Here is a 16,507-nt window from a genome sequence, read left to right as displayed (position 1 = left end):
CGCCAGCCCCCTGCACGCCATGCCCGCACCGACCCGCCCCAGGCCACGGATCCAAGAGGGAAACAGAGGGGACCGCATGACCAGCACACCCACTCCCCCGAGCGCACCATCACCGACGACGGCCTCCTGGGAGGAGCTCGTCACCGCCGCCCTGCTCGGCACGGACCGGCGTACGCCGCCGGGCAGCGAGCCCGGACCGGGTGCGCCGGCCGCTTTGCTCGACGCGGCGGCCGCGGAGACCGTCCGTCGCCGTGCCGGGCTGCGGCCGGCCCGTGCGGCGCGGCGCCCCGACCCGGCTCCCGAGGATCCGCGTCCACCCCTGCCCGCCGCGGCCGCCCGGCGCCTCACGATGCTCCTCGCCGACCGGTCCGGCGCCGCGGCCGGCGGGCGCCGGGGTGCCGCGCCCGATCTGATGGAGCTGCTGCCCCAGTGGCTGGCGACGGCCAACACGCACGGTTTCGCGGCGCCGCCCGAGGCCCTTCCGGCGCTGCTGGACGCGGCGCGCGGGCGCACGGACCTGCGGCCGGCGGCGCTGCGGTTCGCGGGGCCCCGTGCCCTGTGGCTGGCCCGGCTGAATCCGGACTGGCGGTTCGCCCTGCGTGCCACGCCGGGGGGCGGGACCGCGCTGCCCGGTCCCGACGCCGCGGACCGGGTGCGGCGGCTCTGGGACGAGGGCCTGTTCGCCGAACGGGTCGCCCTGCTGGCGTCCCTGCGCGCCCGCGACCCGGCCGGCGCGCGCGGGCTGCTGGCCTCGACCTGGGGGACGGAGCGGGCCGAGGACAGGCTGATGTTCCTCGACTCGCTTCGGACCGGACTCGCACCGGCTGACGAGCCCTTCCTGGAACAGGCGCTGGCCGACCGCAGCCGCAACGTACGGGCGACGGCGGCGGAGCTGCTGTCGGCCCTGCCGGACTCGGCGCTGGCCGCGCGGATGGCGGCCCGGGCCGTGACCTGCGTGTCCCTCGACCGCGCCCCGGACCGTCCGGCGATCGCCGTCGAGGCGCCGCACGAGTGCGACGCGGGCATGGAGCGGGACGGCGTGGTGGCCAAGCCGCCCGGCGGGCGGGGCGAACGGTCCTGGTGGCTCGGCCAGTTGGTCGAGGCGGCCCCGCTGGCGACCTGGCCGGCTCGGCTCGGCGGACGCGGCCCCGAGGAGATCGTCGCCCTGCCGGTGGCGGACGGCTGGCGGGGCGAACTGCACGCGGCCTGGTGCCGGGCGGCGGTGCGACAACGCGACGGGGCGTGGGCGCGGGCGTTGCTGGGGCCGCCCACGGCGCCCGAGGCGGGTGGTCCCGGCGCGGTGTCCCTGGCCGAGCGGGCCAAGCTGCTCGGCACGCTGCGGGCGGGTGAACGGGCCGATTGGGTGGCCGGTTTCATCGCCACGCACGGGCTGTCCGAGGCGTTCCAGCTGCTCGGCATGTGCGGGGTGCCGTGGGCCCCGTCGCTCGGACGTGCCGTGGTGGACGCGCTCGACATCGCCCGGGACGCCGGGAGTTATCCGTGGAGCTTCAGCGGGGTGATGGGGCTGGCCGAACGCTGCCTCGACCCCGCGGAGGCGGGCCGTCTCAACGGCCTGCTGGCGATACCGGACGAGTCGGAGGACGCGTCGCCGGGCGCCGGTGGCTACTGGGCGGAGGCCTTCCAACGACTCGTCACGACACTGCGGTTGCGGGCGGCGATGGCGGAGGAGCTGGCAGCGGGGTAGGGCATGGCGCACCGTGGGAGCCACCGGCACCCACGACCGCCCGGGAGAGGGGCGGTTACGCCTCCGCGTGTTCCCGCACGTTCGCCCGGACCCAGTTCACGATCGACGCCGTCGTGGCACCCGGCGTGAAGATCTCGGCGACGCCCTTCTCCTTCAGCGGAGCGATGTCCGCCTCGGGGATGATCCCGCCGCCGAAGACGAGGATGTCCGCCGCGTCCCGCTCCCGCAGCAGCGCGATCACGGCGGCGAAGAGCGTGTTGTGCGCACCGGAGAGGATGGACAGCCCGATCGCGTCGGCGTCCTCCTGGATCGCGGTGTCCACGATCTGCTCGGGTGTCTGGTGGAGCCCGGTGTAGATGACCTCCATACCGGCGTCACGCAGCGCCCGCGCGATCACCTTGGCCCCGCGATCGTGGCCGTCGAGCCCCGGCTTGGCCACCACCACGCGGATCGGACCGGCTGCCACACCCATCACTGCCTCCATGAAGCGACTACATCCATACCGACAAGTACCGCACACTTCGCCGACGCCGTACACAGCAGCACGGCACTCGGCACCGCGCCTCGTGCACGAAGTCCGCACAGCGCGCGCCTTCGCGGCACGCATGGCCCGCACCACGACGTCCGGGAAGTGAACGAACGTTATCTCCAGCATCCCGCAACCGGCAGTTTCGCGGTGGATACAGAGGGGGAAATCACACGGTGGGACACGTTCGCCGCGCACCGCACGAGGGCGCGGCGACATCACGCGCACGGAGAGCCGCAGCGAGGGCGGGACGGGGAAGCAGCGGGCCTCGTCGCCGTATCACCGACACCACGGGCCAGACGATTCCCACAGGTCAGAGCAGACCCGTGGGACACCCCTGGCTCGGATACCGCACGTCGACACACCCATCCGGGTAAACCTCGCAAACATCGCCAGTCACTGGTGTCACGGCACTCCAACGAGGGCACACGGGGGACAGAGGCGTCCCTGCGCGTGCCGGACGGAGGTCGGCCCCATGAAGGTCACCACGGCAGCACTGCCCCTTCTTCCGCTTTTTCAGCGTCTCCTCCCGGGCTTGCCCGGCCTGCCCGGAATCCCGGGACTGACGGAACTGGCGAGCCTGCCCGGACGACTGACCGGGCTCTCCCTGACCTTCCTGAAGGCGAGCGCCCTGGAGGTCGCGATCCTCGCCGGGCATCTGCTCCTCTACCCCTCGGGGATCGTCCAGGAGCGCCGCCCCTGCCTGCCCCTCCCGTCCGCGGGCCCACGGGATCCGGAGCCCGCCCCGCCGGCTGCCCGGCTTCCGGCACCGGCGAGCACGCCGGTCGTCCTGCTGCACGGCTTCATCGACAACCGCTCGGTCTTCCTGCTGCTGCGCCGCAGCCTGGCCCAGCACGGCAGGCACCAGGTCGACTCGCTGAACTACTCCCCCTTGACCTGCGACATCCGTACGGCGGCCGAGCTGCTCGGCCGGCACATCGAGGAGATCTGCGAGCGCACCGGCAGCGAGCGCGTCGACGTCGTCGGGCACAGCCTCGGCGGGCTGATCGCGCGGTACTACGTGCAGCGGCTCGGCGGTGACCTGCGGGTCCGGACGCTGGTGACGCTCGGTACCCCGCACTCCGGCACCCGCGTGGTCCCGCTGGCCAACGCCCATCCGATCGTGCGCCAGATGCGCCCCGGGTCGGCGGTGATCGAGGAGCTGTCCAGGCCCACGCCCGGCTGCCGTACGCAGTTCGTCAGCTTCTGGAGCGACCTGGACCGGGTGATGGACCCGCTGGAGACGGCCTGTCTCGACCATCCCGACCTCACCGTGCAGAACGTACGGGTGAGCGGCGTCGGCCACCTCGCGCTGCCGGTGCACCCGGCCGTGGCCACGGGGATCCGGCAGGCACTGGACGCCGTCGAGGCGGAGACCGGCACGGAGACGGAGGGGCGAGCGGGGTCGGGTGGACGAGCCGGCGGTCTGACGGTCGCCTGACTCCGAAACAACCCGTTCAGCATCGAACACCGCTCGAACAAAAAGCCAAACTCGTGCCCGCCGTCCCCCAAAACACGGCCGATTGCCCGTTTCCTGCGCGAGCGAAACCTGACGAAGATTGTCGTGCCCGTATACCGCCGGGTACAGTCGCCGCACTGCTCTGGCAGCCCCTGTTGTCGAGGCGAAAGAGAAGTTGGTGAACGACCGTCACCCGTCGGGGACCATGACCACCCCGGCTTCGGCTTCCGACGCCGCGTCGGCGCATTACGCGTCGTACGGCCCAGGGGAGGCCCAGTACGGCGACCTCACCACGTACGGCGGCTACGACACCACTGGTTTTCCGACCGACGGCCCCGCCCCCGCGGCCTTCGACGCGGACCCTCTCTTCGGCAGCCTGCCGGACCACACCACCGGCACCTACGACACGACGGGCTCGTACGGCACCACGGGTACCTACGACACCACCCAGTGGTCCGACGGCGGCGGGCAGCAGCAGCACTACGACGCGTACGCCGCCCAGCAGCACACCGGCTACGACTCCGGCCCCTACGACGCGACCGCGTGGACGGCCGGTTACCAGGAGCCCGCCGGTGCGCAGCCGCAGGCCACGGGCGCCGAGGCCACCGGACAGTGGGACACCGGCGCCTGGACCCAGCCGGATCCGTCCGGCAACCCGGCCGACGGAACCCAGCAGTGGGACTGGGGCACGCAGACCTTCGAGACCGGCAGCTTCGAGACCGGCGCCTTCACCACCGGCACCCTGGACACCGGCGCCTTCCAGGCGGTCGCCTTCGACGAGACCGCCGCCTTCGAGACGGCCACCTTCGAGGCGACGGCTTTCGAGACGGCCGCCTTCGACGCCAACGCCTTCACCACCGGCCCGTTCGACACCGGCGCCTACGACGCCACCCAGTGGAACCCCGACGGCACCACCGCGCACCCTGCGGAGCCCGCGGCAGCGCAGGACGCCACCCCGGACATCCTGCCCGGCGAGGACGAACCGGCCCCGCAAGAGGGCGAATTGACCGCGACCGGCGAACTCCCCGCCGCGACCGCCCTCCTGGACGGCCAGGAGGAGATCACCCCGGCCACCCGCATCCCGGCCGCGCGCGGCGCCTCCCGGTCCGGGGCGCGTTCCCGCCGCCGCCAGCCCGCCAAGCGCTCCGCGCTGCTGACCATCGCCGTGCCGTCGGCCTGCGTCATGAGCGTCGCCGGTATCGCGGCCGCCTCCGTCGGCAGCCTCACCGGCGACGAGGGCACGGAGACCACGGCGGCGGCCGCGGACCCGGGCGGGCAGCAGGCCGCGCCGGTGAAGCCGTCCACGGCCAACAACCAGCTCGACACCCAGCTCACCAGCCTCGCCGCCGGAGCCGACGACTTCGCCGACCGGGCCAGCCGGACCCAGGAGCGCATCGACCTCAAGGCCGAGCAGGCCGCCGAGAAGAAGCGCGCGGCGGAGGAGGCGGCCCGCAAGGAGCGGCTGCGCCCCAAGTTCGCCCTGCCGGTGGCGCAGCACGGACTCAGCGCGTACTACGGGCAGGCCGGCATCAACTGGATGTCCGTGCACTCCGGCATCGACTTCCCCGTGTCCTACGGGACGACGGTGATGGCCGCGACCGACGGCACGGTGCGCACCCAGTACAACAGCGCGTACGGCAACATGATGATCGTGACGGCGAAGGACGGCACGGAGACGTGGTACTGCCACCTCTCCAGCTACCAGGTTCCCTCGGGTACGAGCGTCAAAGCCGGTGACGCCATCGCGTTCTCCGGCAACTCGGGCAACTCGACCGGCCCGCACCTGCACTTCGAGGTGCGCCCCTCCGGCGGCTCGGCGATCGACCCGCTGTCGTGGCTGCGCAGCCACGGACTCAACCCTCAGTGACGCCGTAGCGTCTCAGCCGTCGGCACGCCCCCGGGGGCGTGCGCCGTCCGGCCGCGGACGCGAGCGGCAGTGCGTGCAACGCCCGGCCGCGCGGACCGAGCCGCAGCCCGGGCCCGCGCGGCCGGTCCGGCACCGTCAGAGCTTCTCCACCGGCGCGTACCGCAGCAGCAGCCGCTTCGGCTTGGTGTCGCCGAAGTCGATGGTCGCCTCGGCGTTGGACCCGGTGCCCTTGACCCCGACGACCGTCCCGAGCCCGAACTGGTCGTGCGTGACGCGGTCGCCGACCGCCAGGGACACCGTCGGCTGCTCCGCGCCGGCGGACCGGCGGGTGGCGAAGCCGGAGGCGCCCGACGCCGAGGAACGGGAACGGGACGACGACAGCGAGGCCGCCACCCCCGAGACCGGCGCGGAGGAAGCCGGTCCGTTCGCACCGGTGCGCTTCCACTCCAGGTGGGGGGCCGGGATCTCTTCCAGGAAGCGCGAGGGCGGGTTGTAGGAGGGCTGGCCCCAGGCGCTGCGCAGGGTGGACCGGGTCAGGTAGAGCCGCTCGCGGGCGCGGGTGATGCCGACGTACGCCAGCCGCCGCTCCTCCTCCAGCTCCTTGGCCTGGCCGAGGGCGCGCATGTGCGGGAAGACCCCGTCCTCCATACCGGTGAGGAAGACGACCGGGAACTCCAGACCCTTGGCGGTGTGCAGGGTCATCAGGGTGACGACGCCGTCGCCGTCCTCCTCGTCCGGGATCTGGTCGGAGTCGGCGACCAGGGCGACCTTCTCCAGGAAGTCGGCGAGGGTGCCGGCCTCCTCGCCCTCGGCCCGCTCCTGTTCGAACTCCAGGGCGACGGCCGCGAGTTCCTGGAGGTTCTCGATGCGGGTCTCGTCCTGCGGGTCGGTGGAGGCCTGCAACTCGGCGAGGTAGCCGGTGCGTTCGAGGATGGCCTCGAGGACGGTCGCCGGTCCGGCGCCGGACTCGACGATGGTGCGCAGGTCCTCCATGAGCGTGTTGAACCGCTTGACGGCGTTGGCGGAGCGCGCCGCCATGCCGTACGCCTCGTCGACTCGCTTGAGCGCCTGCGGGAAGCTGATCTTCTCGCGCTGCGACAGGGCGTCGATCATCGCCTCGGCCCGGTCGCCGATGCCGCGCTTGGGGACGTTGAGGATCCGGCGCAGCGGCACCGAGTCCTCCGGGTTGGCCAGCACCCGCAGGTAGGCCAGGACGTCCCGGACCTCCTTGCGCTCGTAGAAGCGGACGCCGCCGACGACCTTGTAGGGCAGGCCGGTGCGGATGAAGACCTCTTCGAAGACACGGGACTGCGCGTTGGTGCGGTAGAAGACGGCGACGTCGCCGGCCTTGGCCTCGCCCGCGTCCGTGAGGCGGTCTATCTCGTCGGCGACGAACTGGGCCTCGTCGTGCTCGGTGTCGGCGACGTAGCCGGTGATCTGCGCGCCGGCGCCCTGGTTGGTCCACAGGTTCTTGGGCCGGCGGGACTCGTTGCGCTCGATGACCGCGTTGGCGGCGGTGAGGATGGTCTGGGTGGAGCGGTAGTTCTGCTCCAGGAGGATCGTCGTCGCGTTCGGGTAGTCCTCCTCGAACTGGAGGATGTTGCGGATGGTGGCACCGCGGAAGGCGTAGATCGACTGGTCGGCGTCGCCCACCACGCACAGCTCGGCGGGCGGGACCTCGGCCTGAGGCGGTACGTCGACGGGGTGCTCCGAGGCCCCGCCGACCAGCTCGCGCACCAGGGCGTACTGGGCGTGGTTGGTGTCCTGGTACTCGTCGACCATGACGTGCCGGAAGCGGCGGCGGTAGTGCTCGGCGACGTCCGGGAAGGCGCGGAGCAGGTTGACCGTCGTCATGATCAGGTCGTCGAAGTCGAGGGCGTTGGCCTCACGCAGCCGCGACTGGTACATCGCGTACGCCTGGGCGAGCGTCTTCTCGAAGCCGTCGGCCGCCTGGGCGGCGAAGTCCTCCTCGTCGATCAGCTCGTTCTTCAGGTTGCTGATCTTGGCGCTGAAGGACTTGGGCGGGAAGCGCTTGGGGTCCAGGTCGAGGTCGCGGCAGACCAGCGCCATGAGCCGCTTGGAGTCGGCGGCGTCGTAGATCGAGAAGGACGACGTGAAGCCGAGCCGCTTCGACTCGCGGCGCAGGATGCGGACGCAGGCGCTGTGGAAGGTCATCACCCACATCGCGTTGGCGCGCGGGCCGACGAGCTGCTCGACGCGCTCCTTCATCTCGCCGGCGGCCTTGTTGGTGAAGGTGATCGCGAGGATCTGGCCCGGGTGGACGCCGCGCTCGGCCAGCAGGTGGGCGATGCGGTGGGTGAGCACGCGGGTCTTGCCGGAGCCGGCGCCGGCCACGATGAGCAGGGGGGAGCCGGAGTGCACCACGGCGGCGCGCTGGTTGTCGTTCAGCCCGTCCAGGAGGGCGGCCGGGTCCAGGGCGGGGCGCGGGGCGCCGTCCCGGTAGTACCGGTCCCGCTCCGGGGGCGCGTCGAACTTCCCGCCGAACAGGTCGTGCGGGACCGGCTCCGGTCCGTGACCGTCCTCGGGCGGCGGCGGGGGTTCCTCCTCGTGACCCCGGGGGGTCTGGAGGCTCGCCAGGAAGCTGTCGTCAAAGAGGCTGCTCATCGCTCTCCGAGTCTAGGGCGCCCCACCGACAACCCGATGCCACCCCGGAAAATGTCCGGGACACCTCACACCGGTACGCCCTGCGACCTGCCGGAACACGGAGAGTGACACCCTTCGCCAAGGTCACGAAAATGTATCGGGCATATCACCCACCAACCTTCACAGCGGCCACACGAGTTGGCTACCGTGCGAGCAGGCCGAACGACCCCCTCCGGCGAACCTCGCCGGGCCGCGCGGCCTCCGCCGAGTCCGACGTGCCCGCCACGGCGCCCGGAGCCGGGGACCCAACCGAGAACCTGGGGTGAATCGGCCGCACCGCCCTCCATGAGGACGGTCCGCCGTAGGGCAACCCTTCCGCGTCACACCGCCCGAACCCGACAGCTAACCCGGTAGGCGGAGCACTTGGAAGGAGCGCCTCCTTGGCGTCGCACCGCAAGTCGCGCCCCACCGGTCCACGCGTCGCGGGCATACGGACCCCGGCCCTCGCCACAGCGGCCCTCACCTCCGTCGCCCTGCTGTCCCAGACGGCGAACGCCACCCCGTCGGACGACGACAGGCCGAGCCTCGAAGAGGTCGAGAAGAAGGTCGACGACCTCTACCGCCAGGCGGGGTCGGCCACCGAGAAGTACAACGCGGCCAAGGAGAAGACCGCCAAGCAGCGCAAGAAGGTCGACACCCTCCTCGACGACGTCGCCCAGCGCACCCAGAAGCTCAACGACGCGCGCGAGGAGCTGGGTTCCTTCGCCTCCGCGCAGTACCGCACGGGCACGGCGGTCCCGGAGACGGCGACCTTCCTGCTCGCCGACTCGCCGCAGGAGTACTTCGACCAGAACCAGCTGATGGGCCGGCTCACCGGCCGTCAGAAGACCGCGGTCGACGACTACGTCACGCAGCAGTCCGAGACGATGAAGAAGCGCCGGGAGGCCGCCGAGAGCCTGGAGACGCTCACCGGCTCGCAGCAGGACCTGAAGACGGCCAAGTCGACCGTCCAGAAGAAGCTCGCCACCGCGCGTGAGCTGCTCTCGAAGCTGACCGCCGAGGAGAAGGCCCGGCTCGCGGCGATCGAGAAGAAGAAGCAGGAGGAGGCCGCCCGCAAGGCCGCGGAGCTGGCCGAGCAGCAGGCCCAGCAGGCCGAGGAGCGCGAACGGCGGGAGGAGGCCGCACGGCAGGAGAGCGGTGGAGGCACCTCCTCCGGTTCCTCGGAGTCCGGCGGCAGCGGCTCGTCGGGCTCCTCGACGCCGGACCCGTCGTACGGCACCAAGGCCGAGAAGGCGCTCGGCTTCGCCCGCGCCCAGATCGGCAAGCCGTACGTCTGGGGCGCCACCGGCCCCGGCTCCTACGACTGCTCCGGCCTCACCCAGGCCGCCTGGAAGGCCGCGGGGGTGACGCTGCCGCGCGTCACGTACGACCAGGTCAACGCCGGCACGACCGTCCCCGTCTCCCAGGCGCAACCCGGTGACCTGGTCTTCTTCTACGACGACCTCAGCCACGTCGGCCTCTACATCGGCAACGGCATGATGATCCACGCCCCGAAGCCGGGCGCGTACGTGCGCGAGGAGTCGATCTACTACGACGGCGAGTCGTCGATCCACAGCGTGGTGCGCCCGGCCTGACCGGCGCGGCTCTCTAGCATCGGGAGCATGTCGTCAGGCACTCTCCCCACCCCCCTGCGCGCCTGGTGGGCGCAGCGTCCACCGGCGGCCGGGGCCGCGGTCATGGCGACCGGCATCCTGTCGGTCGCCCTGCACCTGACGGGACACGAGGTCCTGTCCCGCATCGCCCTGTTCCTGGCCTGCGCCGCCTGGCTGACCCTGGCGGCGAACTTCGTCTACCTGCTGCTGGCCGAGCGCCCGCAGTGGCTGACGCGGGCGGAGACACCGGGCGCGCTCACCGCGGTCGCCGCGACCACCGTGCTCGGCACCCGGTTCTCGCTGCTCGGCTGGACGGCCCTGGCCGCCGCGCTGCTGGCGCTGGCGACGCTCCTGTGGCCGGTGCTGATCCTCCTGGTCGTGCGGCACTGGGGGCGCAGGATGCCGGGGGCGGTGTTCCTGGGGTGCGTGGCCACGGAGGGGCTGGCGGTGCTCGGCGCCACGCTGTCCGCGGTCACCTCGACGCCGTGGCTGGCGCACGCGGCGCTGGTGCCGTTCTGGCTGGGGATCGTGCTCTACCTGATCGCCCTGTTCCGCTTCGATCTGCGGCAGGTGGCCCGGGGCTCCGGTGACCACTGGGTGGCGGGCGGGGCGCTCGCCATCTCGGCCCTCGCCGGAGCCAAACTGATCGCGGCGGCCGGGACCGGCATGTACCTGTGGAACTCCGACGACAGCGCCGTGCTGCACGACGTGACCGTCTTCCTGCTCACCCTCGACCTCGCCTGGTACGTCGTCCTGCTGGTCGCCGAGTTCGTCTGGCCGCGGGTCCGCTACGACGTGCGGCGCTGGTCGACGGTCTTCCCGCTCGGCATGACGGCGGCGGCGACGCTCTCCGTGGCCGCCGCGATCGACGTCGCGTGGCTGGACGCACCCGGCCGGGTCCTGCTGTGGATCGCGGTGGCCGGGTGGCTGGCGGTCGCGGCGGGAGCGGTCGCGCAGGCCCGGGCCGGGGTGCGGTCCGCGGGCGCCTCCGCCGTCACGTCCACAGCACCGCGATGAAGATGTTCGCGACGGTCAGCAGGCCCACGAGGCCGAACAGCGGCTTGTCGACCTTCTCGTCGTCGCGCTTCACGTAGACCAGGCCGAGGATCACGATCAGCAGGGCGAGCTTCACCCCGATCTTGAGGTTGTCCACGGACTGGTCGTCGGCCTGGTTGAGGCCGACCAGGGCGACACCGGTGACCAGCATCGTCAGCGCGCCGTGCAGCATCGCGGGGATGAAGCGGGCCGTGCCCCGGCCCATCGCCTTCATCTGGGTCAGGAAGCCGCCGAGGAGCGCGGCGATGCCGATGATGTGCAGACCGACGAAGAGGTGGATGAGTACGTCCATGGGGCCGGAGCCTAATGAGCGGCCGGAGGCCGTCCGACACCGGCCCGACCGTCCCTGAGCCGCCCCGGTGCGGAGGCGGCGCACATCCGCGCCCCATAACAGCTCAGGCCCCTCACCCGCCCCCGATCGGGCAGCTCGGTCATCACCCCGCGTGAAGACGACGGCCGCCGGACGGGCACGCGGTCAGATGGGTACGCGGGCCGATCCGGTACCGCCACTTCCGCGCATCCCGTCACCGGACCGTTACCGACGCGCCTAGCGTCCTCCCCCAGGCAGCCGGAGCCGACCCGGACCGGGCCGGCGTGGAGTCGTACGGAAGGACGTGGATCGCAGGTGGGAACGCACCGCAGGCCGCGACAGCGCGTGACGGGCGGCGGCAGGGCCCGTACGGCGGCCACCATCACCCTCGCGGGCGCGGCCACCGCGACGGGCCTGGGCGGCACCGGTCACGCCGACCCGCAGCCGACGGCGGCCCAGGTCAGGGCCAAGGTCGACAAGCTGTACCAGCAGGCGGAGGTCGCGACCGAGAAGTACAACGGCGCCAAGGAGAAGGCGGACGCCGCCGAACAGCGCCTGGAGAAGCTGCGGGACCAGGCCGCCCGCAAGGAGGACCGGTTGAACTCGGCCCGGGAGGCGCTGGGATCGGTCGCCGCGGCGCAGTACCGCAGCGGCGGCCTCGACCCGGCCGTGCAGCTCATGCTCTCCGCCGACCCCGACCGGTACCTCGACGGCGCCGCCTTCGTCGAACGCGCGGGCAGCCGGCAGACGGCCGCCGTGGGCCGGGTGCGCAAGGAACTGCGGGACATCGAGCGCCTGCGCGGCGCCGCCCGCGTCGAGCTGACCTCGCTGACCTCACGCCGGGCCGAACTGAAACGCCACCGCGAGGCCGTCACCGGCAAGCTGGAGACGGCCCGCCGCCTGCTGTCCCGGCTGACCGCGGAGGAACGCGCCCGGCTGGGCCAGGGCACGGGTAACCGGGCGTCCCGCGCGTCGGCGGACGACCGGGCGCCGCTGTCCGCCCCGTCCGCCCAGGCCCCCAACTCCCGTGCCGCGGCGGCCGTCGCCTACGCCTACCAGAAGCTCGGCAGCCCCTACGTGTGGGGCGCGACCGGTCCGAACGCCTTCGACTGCTCCGGCCTCACCCAGGCCGCCTACCGCGCCGCGGGCGTCTCCCTCCCCCGCACCACCTACGCCCAGATCGACGCCGGCCGCCGCGTCGCCCGGTCCGAACTCGCCCCGGGCGACCTGGTCTTCTTCTACTCCGGCATCAGCCACGTCGGCATCTACGTCGGCAAGGGCCAGATGATCCACGCCCCGAACCCGTCGGCCCCGGTCCGGGTGGCACCGGTCGACCAGATGCCGTTCGCGGGGGCGGCGCGGGTGGTGTGACGGCCCGTTCGTCACCCGGGCCCGGGCAGAAGGCCCCGGCGTCGACCCCTGGGCGCCCCGCTCACGGAGTCACACCAGCCGCCGCGCCGTCGCCCACCGCGTCAGCTCGTGGCGGTTGGACAGCTGGAGCTTGCGGAGGACCGCCGAGACGTGGGACTCGACCGTCTTCACCGAGATGTACAGCTGCTTGGCGATCTCCTTGTACGCGTAGCCCCGGGCGATCAGGCGCAGCACCTCCCGCTCGCGCTGGGTGAGGCGGTCCAGGTCCTCGTCGACCGGCGGGGCGTCGGTCGAGGCGAACGCGTCCAGGACGAAACCCGCGAGGCGCGGGGAGAAGACGGCGTCGCCCTCCTGGACGCGGAAGACCGAGTTCACCAGATCGGTGCCGGTGATCGTCTTGGTCACGTAGCCGCGGGCTCCGCCGCGGATCACGCCGATCACGTCCTCGGCCGCGTCCGAGACGGAGAGGGCGAGGAAACGGACGGGGCGCTCGGTGTCGCTCATCAGGGGGGCGCAGCGGCGCAGGACTTCGACGCCACCGCCGCCCGGAAGGTGGACGTCGAGCAGCACGACCTCGGGCCGGGTCGCGGTGATCACCGTGACGGCTTGGTCGACGTCGGCGGCCTCACCGACGACCTCGACGCCGGTCTGCGCGGTCTGGCCGATCTCGGCCTGGACGCCGGTGCGGAACATGCGGTGGTCGTCGACGAGCACCACGCGCACGCGCCGCTCCCCCGCGGTGCCGCCGGCCGGCTGCGCGGGCTCGGCCGCCTCGTCCGCTCCCGCCGTACCGTTCGCCTCGGTCGGGTCGCTCATGACGTCTTCTCCGCCCTCTCCATTTCCAGTTCGACCTCCGTGCCGCCGTCCGGCACCGCGCGCAGTCGCGCCGTGCCGCCGTTGCGCTCCATGCGGCCGATGATCGATTCTCTGACGCCCATGCGGTCGGCGGGTATCGAGTCGAGGTCGAAGCCGGGGCCGCGGTCGCGGACGGACACGAAGACCGTCCTGCCCTCGACTTCGGCGAAGACCTGTACGGCGCCGCCCTCGCCACCGTACTTGGCCGCGTTCACCATCGCCTCGCGCGCGGCCTGCATCTGTGCGCCGATTCCGTCGTCGAGCGGGCAGTCGCCCACCACCACGACCTCGATGGGAACTCCGTGCTTGTCCTCGACCTCCGCGGCATTGCGCTTCACGGCCTCGGCGAGGGTGGCGGGCTCGTCGTCCTCGTCCTTCCCGTTTCCCTCCGGCTTGTAGAGCCAGGAGCGCAGGTCGCGCTCCTGGGCGCGGGCCAGGCGGCGCACCTCCCCCGCGTTCTCCGCGTTGCGCTGGATCAGGGTCAGGGTGTGCAGGACCGAGTCGTGGACGTGGGCGGCGACCTCGGCGCGCTCCTGCGCGCGGATGCGCATCAGCCGCTCCTCGGAGAGGTCCTGCGTCATCCGCACCAGGTAGGGCCCGGCGAGGAGCGTGATGCCGACGAGGACGGCGAGCGCCGCCTGCAGGACGGAACCGAGATGGGCGGCGGAGCCCTGGAGGACGAAGATGCCGGTGACACCCGCCGTCACCAGCAGGACACCGCCCACCGAGCGCAGCAGGGTGACGGTGCGCCGGTGGCGGCCCACCTCGGCCCAGCGGGCCCGGCGCGCGTTGTCCGCCTGGCGCCAGACGAGGGCGACGCCGGCGCCTACGAGCACGGTCGGCCAGAGGTAGACGCGGGCCCCGCCGCCGAGGTCGACGTTGCCCACGAAGACCAGGGCGACGACGACCATGAGGAGCAGGGCGACGATCTGGCCCTTGTCCGGCTTGCGGGCGACGAGTCTGCGGCGGCCGTCCGGCGAGGTCTCGGCGGTGACGAGGGACGGCGGTTTCTGCGCGTCGACGCCGCCGACGCCCAGCGGCACGAAGAACCAGAAGGCCGCGTACAGCAGCGCGCCCAGTCCGTCGGCCATGAACAGACCGACGAAGACGAACCGCACCCAGATGACGGGCAGGCCGAGATGACCGGCCAGCCCCCGCGCCACGCCACCGAGCCAGCGTCCGTCACTGCTGCGGTAGAGCTTGCGCGGCGGCCGCGGTTCGACGAGGGGTGCTGCTGCGGCTTCCGGCATGACACTGATGGTCACACGGGTGCGGGAGGCGGAGCATCAGGGTCGGCCCCCGAGACTCCCCTGATCTTCGGGCCGCCGCGGCCTCGAACGCTCCCCGGGCCCCGTGTCAGGGCCGAAATCAGGGTCCGACCAGGGTCGAACCGACTGCCGTCCGGACGCCGCGCCCGTCACCATGGACCCATGACAGATCACGAGCACGCCGCGACGGGTCCGGGACCCGGCTCCGGCCCGCGCCCTCCACGGGGTGCCGGGCCGCAGGATGCCGCGCCCGCCGCGGATGCCACGGGTGCCGCGGCCGGCCCGGGAGCGCGCGGCGTCGACACCGGCGACGGCAGCGGCCTTCCCGGCCCGCCGCACGAGTTCCGGCGCGACCGGCAGCACCGGACGATCGCCGGGGTCTGCGCCGGCCTCGGCCGGCAGTGTGACCTGGATCCGGTGATCTTCCGCATCACCCTCGCGGTACTCTCCGCGACCGGCGGCATCGGCCTCATCTTCTACGGCTTCGCCTGGCTCTTCGTCCCCGCCGACGACGAGGACGAGAACGAGGTGCGCAAGCTGCTGACCGGCCGGGTCGACGGTCAGGCCCTGGCCGCGGTGCTCTTCGCCCTGGTCGGCTGCGGAGTCTTTCTGACCATGCTGCACAACGGCGGGGTGCTCACCTTCGCCGTCGTCCTCTCCCTCCTCCTCGCGGGCGCCGGGTACTGGTCGCGGCAGCGGCGGACCCCCGCCCCCGACCCGATAGCCGCGCAGGCCGTCGCGGACGCCCCGCCGGAGGCCCAGGCACCCCCGGTCATGTTCACCTGGCCCTCCTGGTGGCGGGACCCCATAGTCAAGGACGGCACCCACGACGGCGGTACGGGCTATCTGTGGGGTCCGCCCGGCTCCGACGAGCGCGACATCGCCGCGGCCGTCAAGATCGGCCGCGGCGCCCCGCACCGGGGCGGCCACACCCCGCCGGGTGAGCGGCACCCCCGGACGCGCGGCCCGCGCGGCATCGGCGGCTGGGTGTTCCTCCTCGCCCTGCTCGCCGGCTTCCTCGGCACCAGGCTGACCTGGGACGACCAGCCGCTCGGCACCAGTCTTCAGACCGGACTGGCATGCGCGCTCGCCGTCTTCGGCCTCGGTATCGGGGTCAGCGCCTTCCTGGGGCGCACGGGAGCCGGGTCGATCTTCCTGGCGATCATCACGGCGGCCCTGCTCGCCGGGTCGGCAGCCGTCCCGAAGGATGTCGGCACCGAGTGGACCCGGACCACCTGGAGGCCGACGGCGGTGACCGACGTGCGCGAGCAGTACGAGGTCGGGGTGGGTGACGGCACGCTCGACCTCTCCCGGCTGAAGGTGGCCGACGGGCAGACGGTGACCACCCGCGCCGACGTGGGCGTGGGCCGAATAAAGGTCGTCGTGCCGCAGGAGGTGACCGTGCGGCTCAGCGTCGAGGTGGGCGTCGGTGACATCCAGCTGCCCGGGGAGAACGAGAAGGACGTGGACGTGGCGCCGGGCAAGCACAAGGAGGTCACCCTTGCTCCCACCGTGCGCGACGAGGACGGCGGGACGCTCGACCTCGATCTCCAGGTCGGCCTCGGACAGGCGGAGGTGACCCGTGCTGCGTCATAGGTTCCAGCCCGGACGGCTGGTGGCGGGCCTCTTCCTGATGCTGGCGGGCGTCGTCTTCGCCGGTGACGCGGGCGGACTGTGGGAGACACCGTGGTTCGTGATCATCCCGCTCGTCGTGGGCGGGCTCTGCCTCGCGGGGGCAGTCGGAGTCGTGGCCCGCTCCATACGCCGGCGCGGCGGAGCGCCCCGCGGACCGGGGCACTCGAACGAGGCCCGGACCGGCCACTCCGGCTGACGG

At 72.6% G+C, this 16,507-nt stretch carries 13 protein-coding genes and 1 riboswitch; of the genes, 8 read left to right on the top strand and 5 right to left on the bottom strand.

Annotated features, from left to right (window positions below):
* The first annotated feature begins 76 nt into the window (after positions 1-76).
* Positions 77-1,705, top strand: coding sequence for a DUF5691 domain-containing protein (locus DMH12_RS19180; protein WP_125492773.1), 1,629 nt, complete (start codon positions 77-79; stop codon positions 1,703-1,705).
* Positions 1,706-1,760: 55 nt separating this feature from the next.
* Here DMH12_RS19180 and DMH12_RS19175 read toward each other — a convergent pair whose 3' ends face one another.
* Positions 1,761-2,177 carry a cobalamin B12-binding domain-containing protein gene (locus tag DMH12_RS19175; protein WP_125492772.1) on the bottom strand — a complete coding sequence of 139 codons (417 nt, stop codon included), beginning with the start codon at positions 2,175-2,177 and terminating at the stop codon, positions 1,761-1,763.
* A gap of 529 nt (positions 2,178-2,706) precedes the next feature.
* Between DMH12_RS19175 and DMH12_RS19170 the strand changes: the two genes are divergently transcribed.
* Positions 2,707-3,672, top strand: a complete 966-nt coding sequence (locus tag DMH12_RS19170; RefSeq protein WP_125492771.1) for a triacylglycerol lipase — start codon at positions 2,707-2,709, stop codon at positions 3,670-3,672.
* Positions 3,673-3,868: 196 nt separating this feature from the next.
* Positions 3,869-5,557 (top strand): M23 family metallopeptidase, encoded by a 1,689-nt coding sequence (locus DMH12_RS19165; protein ID WP_125492770.1) that lies wholly within the window; start codon positions 3,869-3,871, stop codon positions 5,555-5,557.
* A 135-nt stretch (positions 5,558-5,692) separates the two neighbouring features.
* Here the strand turns inward: DMH12_RS19165 and pcrA are convergent, their stop codons facing one another.
* Entirely contained in the window at positions 5,693-8,182 is a 2,490-nt protein-coding gene (gene pcrA / locus DMH12_RS19160) for a DNA helicase PcrA (protein ID WP_125492769.1), read from the bottom strand.
* 231 nt (positions 8,183-8,413) lie between these two features.
* A riboswitch (cyclic di-AMP (ydaO/yuaA leader) is annotated at positions 8,414-8,593 on the top strand.
* A gap of 8 nt (positions 8,594-8,601) precedes the next feature.
* On the opposite strand from pcrA, the gene DMH12_RS19155 reads away from it, so the two are divergent.
* Both DMH12_RS19155 and DMH12_RS19150 read left to right on the top strand, forming a co-directional pair.
* Positions 8,602-9,795, top strand: a complete 1,194-nt coding sequence (locus DMH12_RS19155; RefSeq protein ID WP_125492768.1) for a C40 family peptidase — start codon at positions 8,602-8,604, stop codon at positions 9,793-9,795.
* A gap of 27 nt (positions 9,796-9,822) precedes the next feature.
* On the top strand, positions 9,823-10,830 hold the full coding sequence (locus DMH12_RS19150) for a tellurite resistance/C4-dicarboxylate transporter family protein (RefSeq protein WP_125492767.1): 1,008 nt from the start codon (positions 9,823-9,825) through the stop codon (positions 10,828-10,830).
* Here DMH12_RS19150 and DMH12_RS19145 read toward each other — a convergent pair.
* Positions 10,808-11,161 carry a hypothetical protein gene (locus DMH12_RS19145; RefSeq protein ID WP_125492766.1) on the bottom strand — a complete coding sequence of 118 codons (354 nt, stop codon included), beginning with the start codon at positions 11,159-11,161 and terminating at the stop codon, positions 10,808-10,810. The two genes, DMH12_RS19150 and DMH12_RS19145, sit on opposite strands and share 23 nt — an antisense overlap.
* A gap of 333 nt (positions 11,162-11,494) precedes the next feature.
* Here DMH12_RS19145 and DMH12_RS19140 point away from each other — a divergent pair, with 333 nt between their 5' ends.
* Positions 11,495-12,550 (top strand): NlpC/P60 family protein, encoded by a 1,056-nt coding sequence (locus tag DMH12_RS19140; protein ID WP_125492765.1) that lies wholly within the window; start codon positions 11,495-11,497, stop codon positions 12,548-12,550.
* Positions 12,551-12,619: 69 nt separating this feature from the next.
* Here the strand turns inward: DMH12_RS19140 and DMH12_RS19135 are convergent, their stop codons facing one another.
* On the bottom strand, positions 12,620-13,366 hold the full coding sequence (locus tag DMH12_RS19135; protein WP_122615817.1) for a response regulator transcription factor: 747 nt from the start codon (positions 13,364-13,366) through the stop codon (positions 12,620-12,622).
* Positions 13,363-14,655, bottom strand: coding sequence for an ATP-binding protein (locus DMH12_RS19130; RefSeq protein WP_125492764.1), 1,293 nt, complete (start codon positions 14,653-14,655; stop codon positions 13,363-13,365). Before DMH12_RS19130 ends, DMH12_RS19135 begins: the two co-directional genes overlap by 4 nt.
* Positions 14,656-14,835: 180 nt before the next feature.
* Between DMH12_RS19130 and DMH12_RS19125 the strand changes: the two genes are divergently transcribed.
* Positions 14,836-16,269, top strand: coding sequence for a PspC domain-containing protein (locus tag DMH12_RS19125; protein WP_125492763.1), 1,434 nt, complete (start codon positions 14,836-14,838; stop codon positions 16,267-16,269).
* The gene (locus DMH12_RS19120; protein ID WP_125492762.1) at positions 16,256-16,504 is read left to right on the top strand and encodes a hypothetical protein; all 249 of its coding nucleotides are present in this window, start codon (positions 16,256-16,258) and stop codon (positions 16,502-16,504) included. Before DMH12_RS19125 ends, DMH12_RS19120 begins: the two co-directional genes overlap by 14 nt.
* Positions 16,505-16,507: the final 3 nt, after the last annotated feature.

This window comes from Streptomyces sp. WAC 04229, assembly GCF_003947455.1.
Lineage (GTDB): Bacteria > Actinomycetota > Actinomycetes > Streptomycetales > Streptomycetaceae > Streptomyces.
This window is presented reverse-complemented; position numbering and strand designations above follow the sequence as displayed.

What these genes read in the sequence shown, in the direction of transcription:
- DMH12_RS19125 (WP_125492763.1), top strand. Translation starts at nt 14,836, where the DNA reads ATGACAGATCACGAGCACGCCGCGACGGGTCCGGGACCCGGCTCCGGC.
- DMH12_RS19135 (WP_122615817.1), bottom strand. Translation starts at nt 13,366, where the DNA reads ATGAGCGACCCGACCGAGGCGAACGGTACGGCGGGAGCGGACGAGGCG.
- DMH12_RS19180 (WP_125492773.1), top strand. Translation starts at nt 77, where the DNA reads ATGACCAGCACACCCACTCCCCCGAGCGCACCATCACCGACGACGGCC.
- DMH12_RS19145 (WP_125492766.1), bottom strand. Translation starts at nt 11,161, where the DNA reads ATGGACGTACTCATCCACCTCTTCGTCGGTCTGCACATCATCGGCATC.
- pcrA (WP_125492769.1), bottom strand. Translation starts at nt 8,182, where the DNA reads ATGAGCAGCCTCTTTGACGACAGCTTCCTGGCGAGCCTCCAGACCCCC.
- DMH12_RS19150 (WP_125492767.1), top strand. Translation starts at nt 9,823, where the DNA reads ATGTCGTCAGGCACTCTCCCCACCCCCCTGCGCGCCTGGTGGGCGCAG.
- DMH12_RS19175 (WP_125492772.1), bottom strand. Translation starts at nt 2,177, where the DNA reads ATGGGTGTGGCAGCCGGTCCGATCCGCGTGGTGGTGGCCAAGCCGGGG.
- DMH12_RS19130 (WP_125492764.1), bottom strand. Translation starts at nt 14,655, where the DNA reads ATGCCGGAAGCCGCAGCAGCACCCCTCGTCGAACCGCGGCCGCCGCGC.
- DMH12_RS19170 (WP_125492771.1), top strand. Translation starts at nt 2,707, where the DNA reads ATGAAGGTCACCACGGCAGCACTGCCCCTTCTTCCGCTTTTTCAGCGT.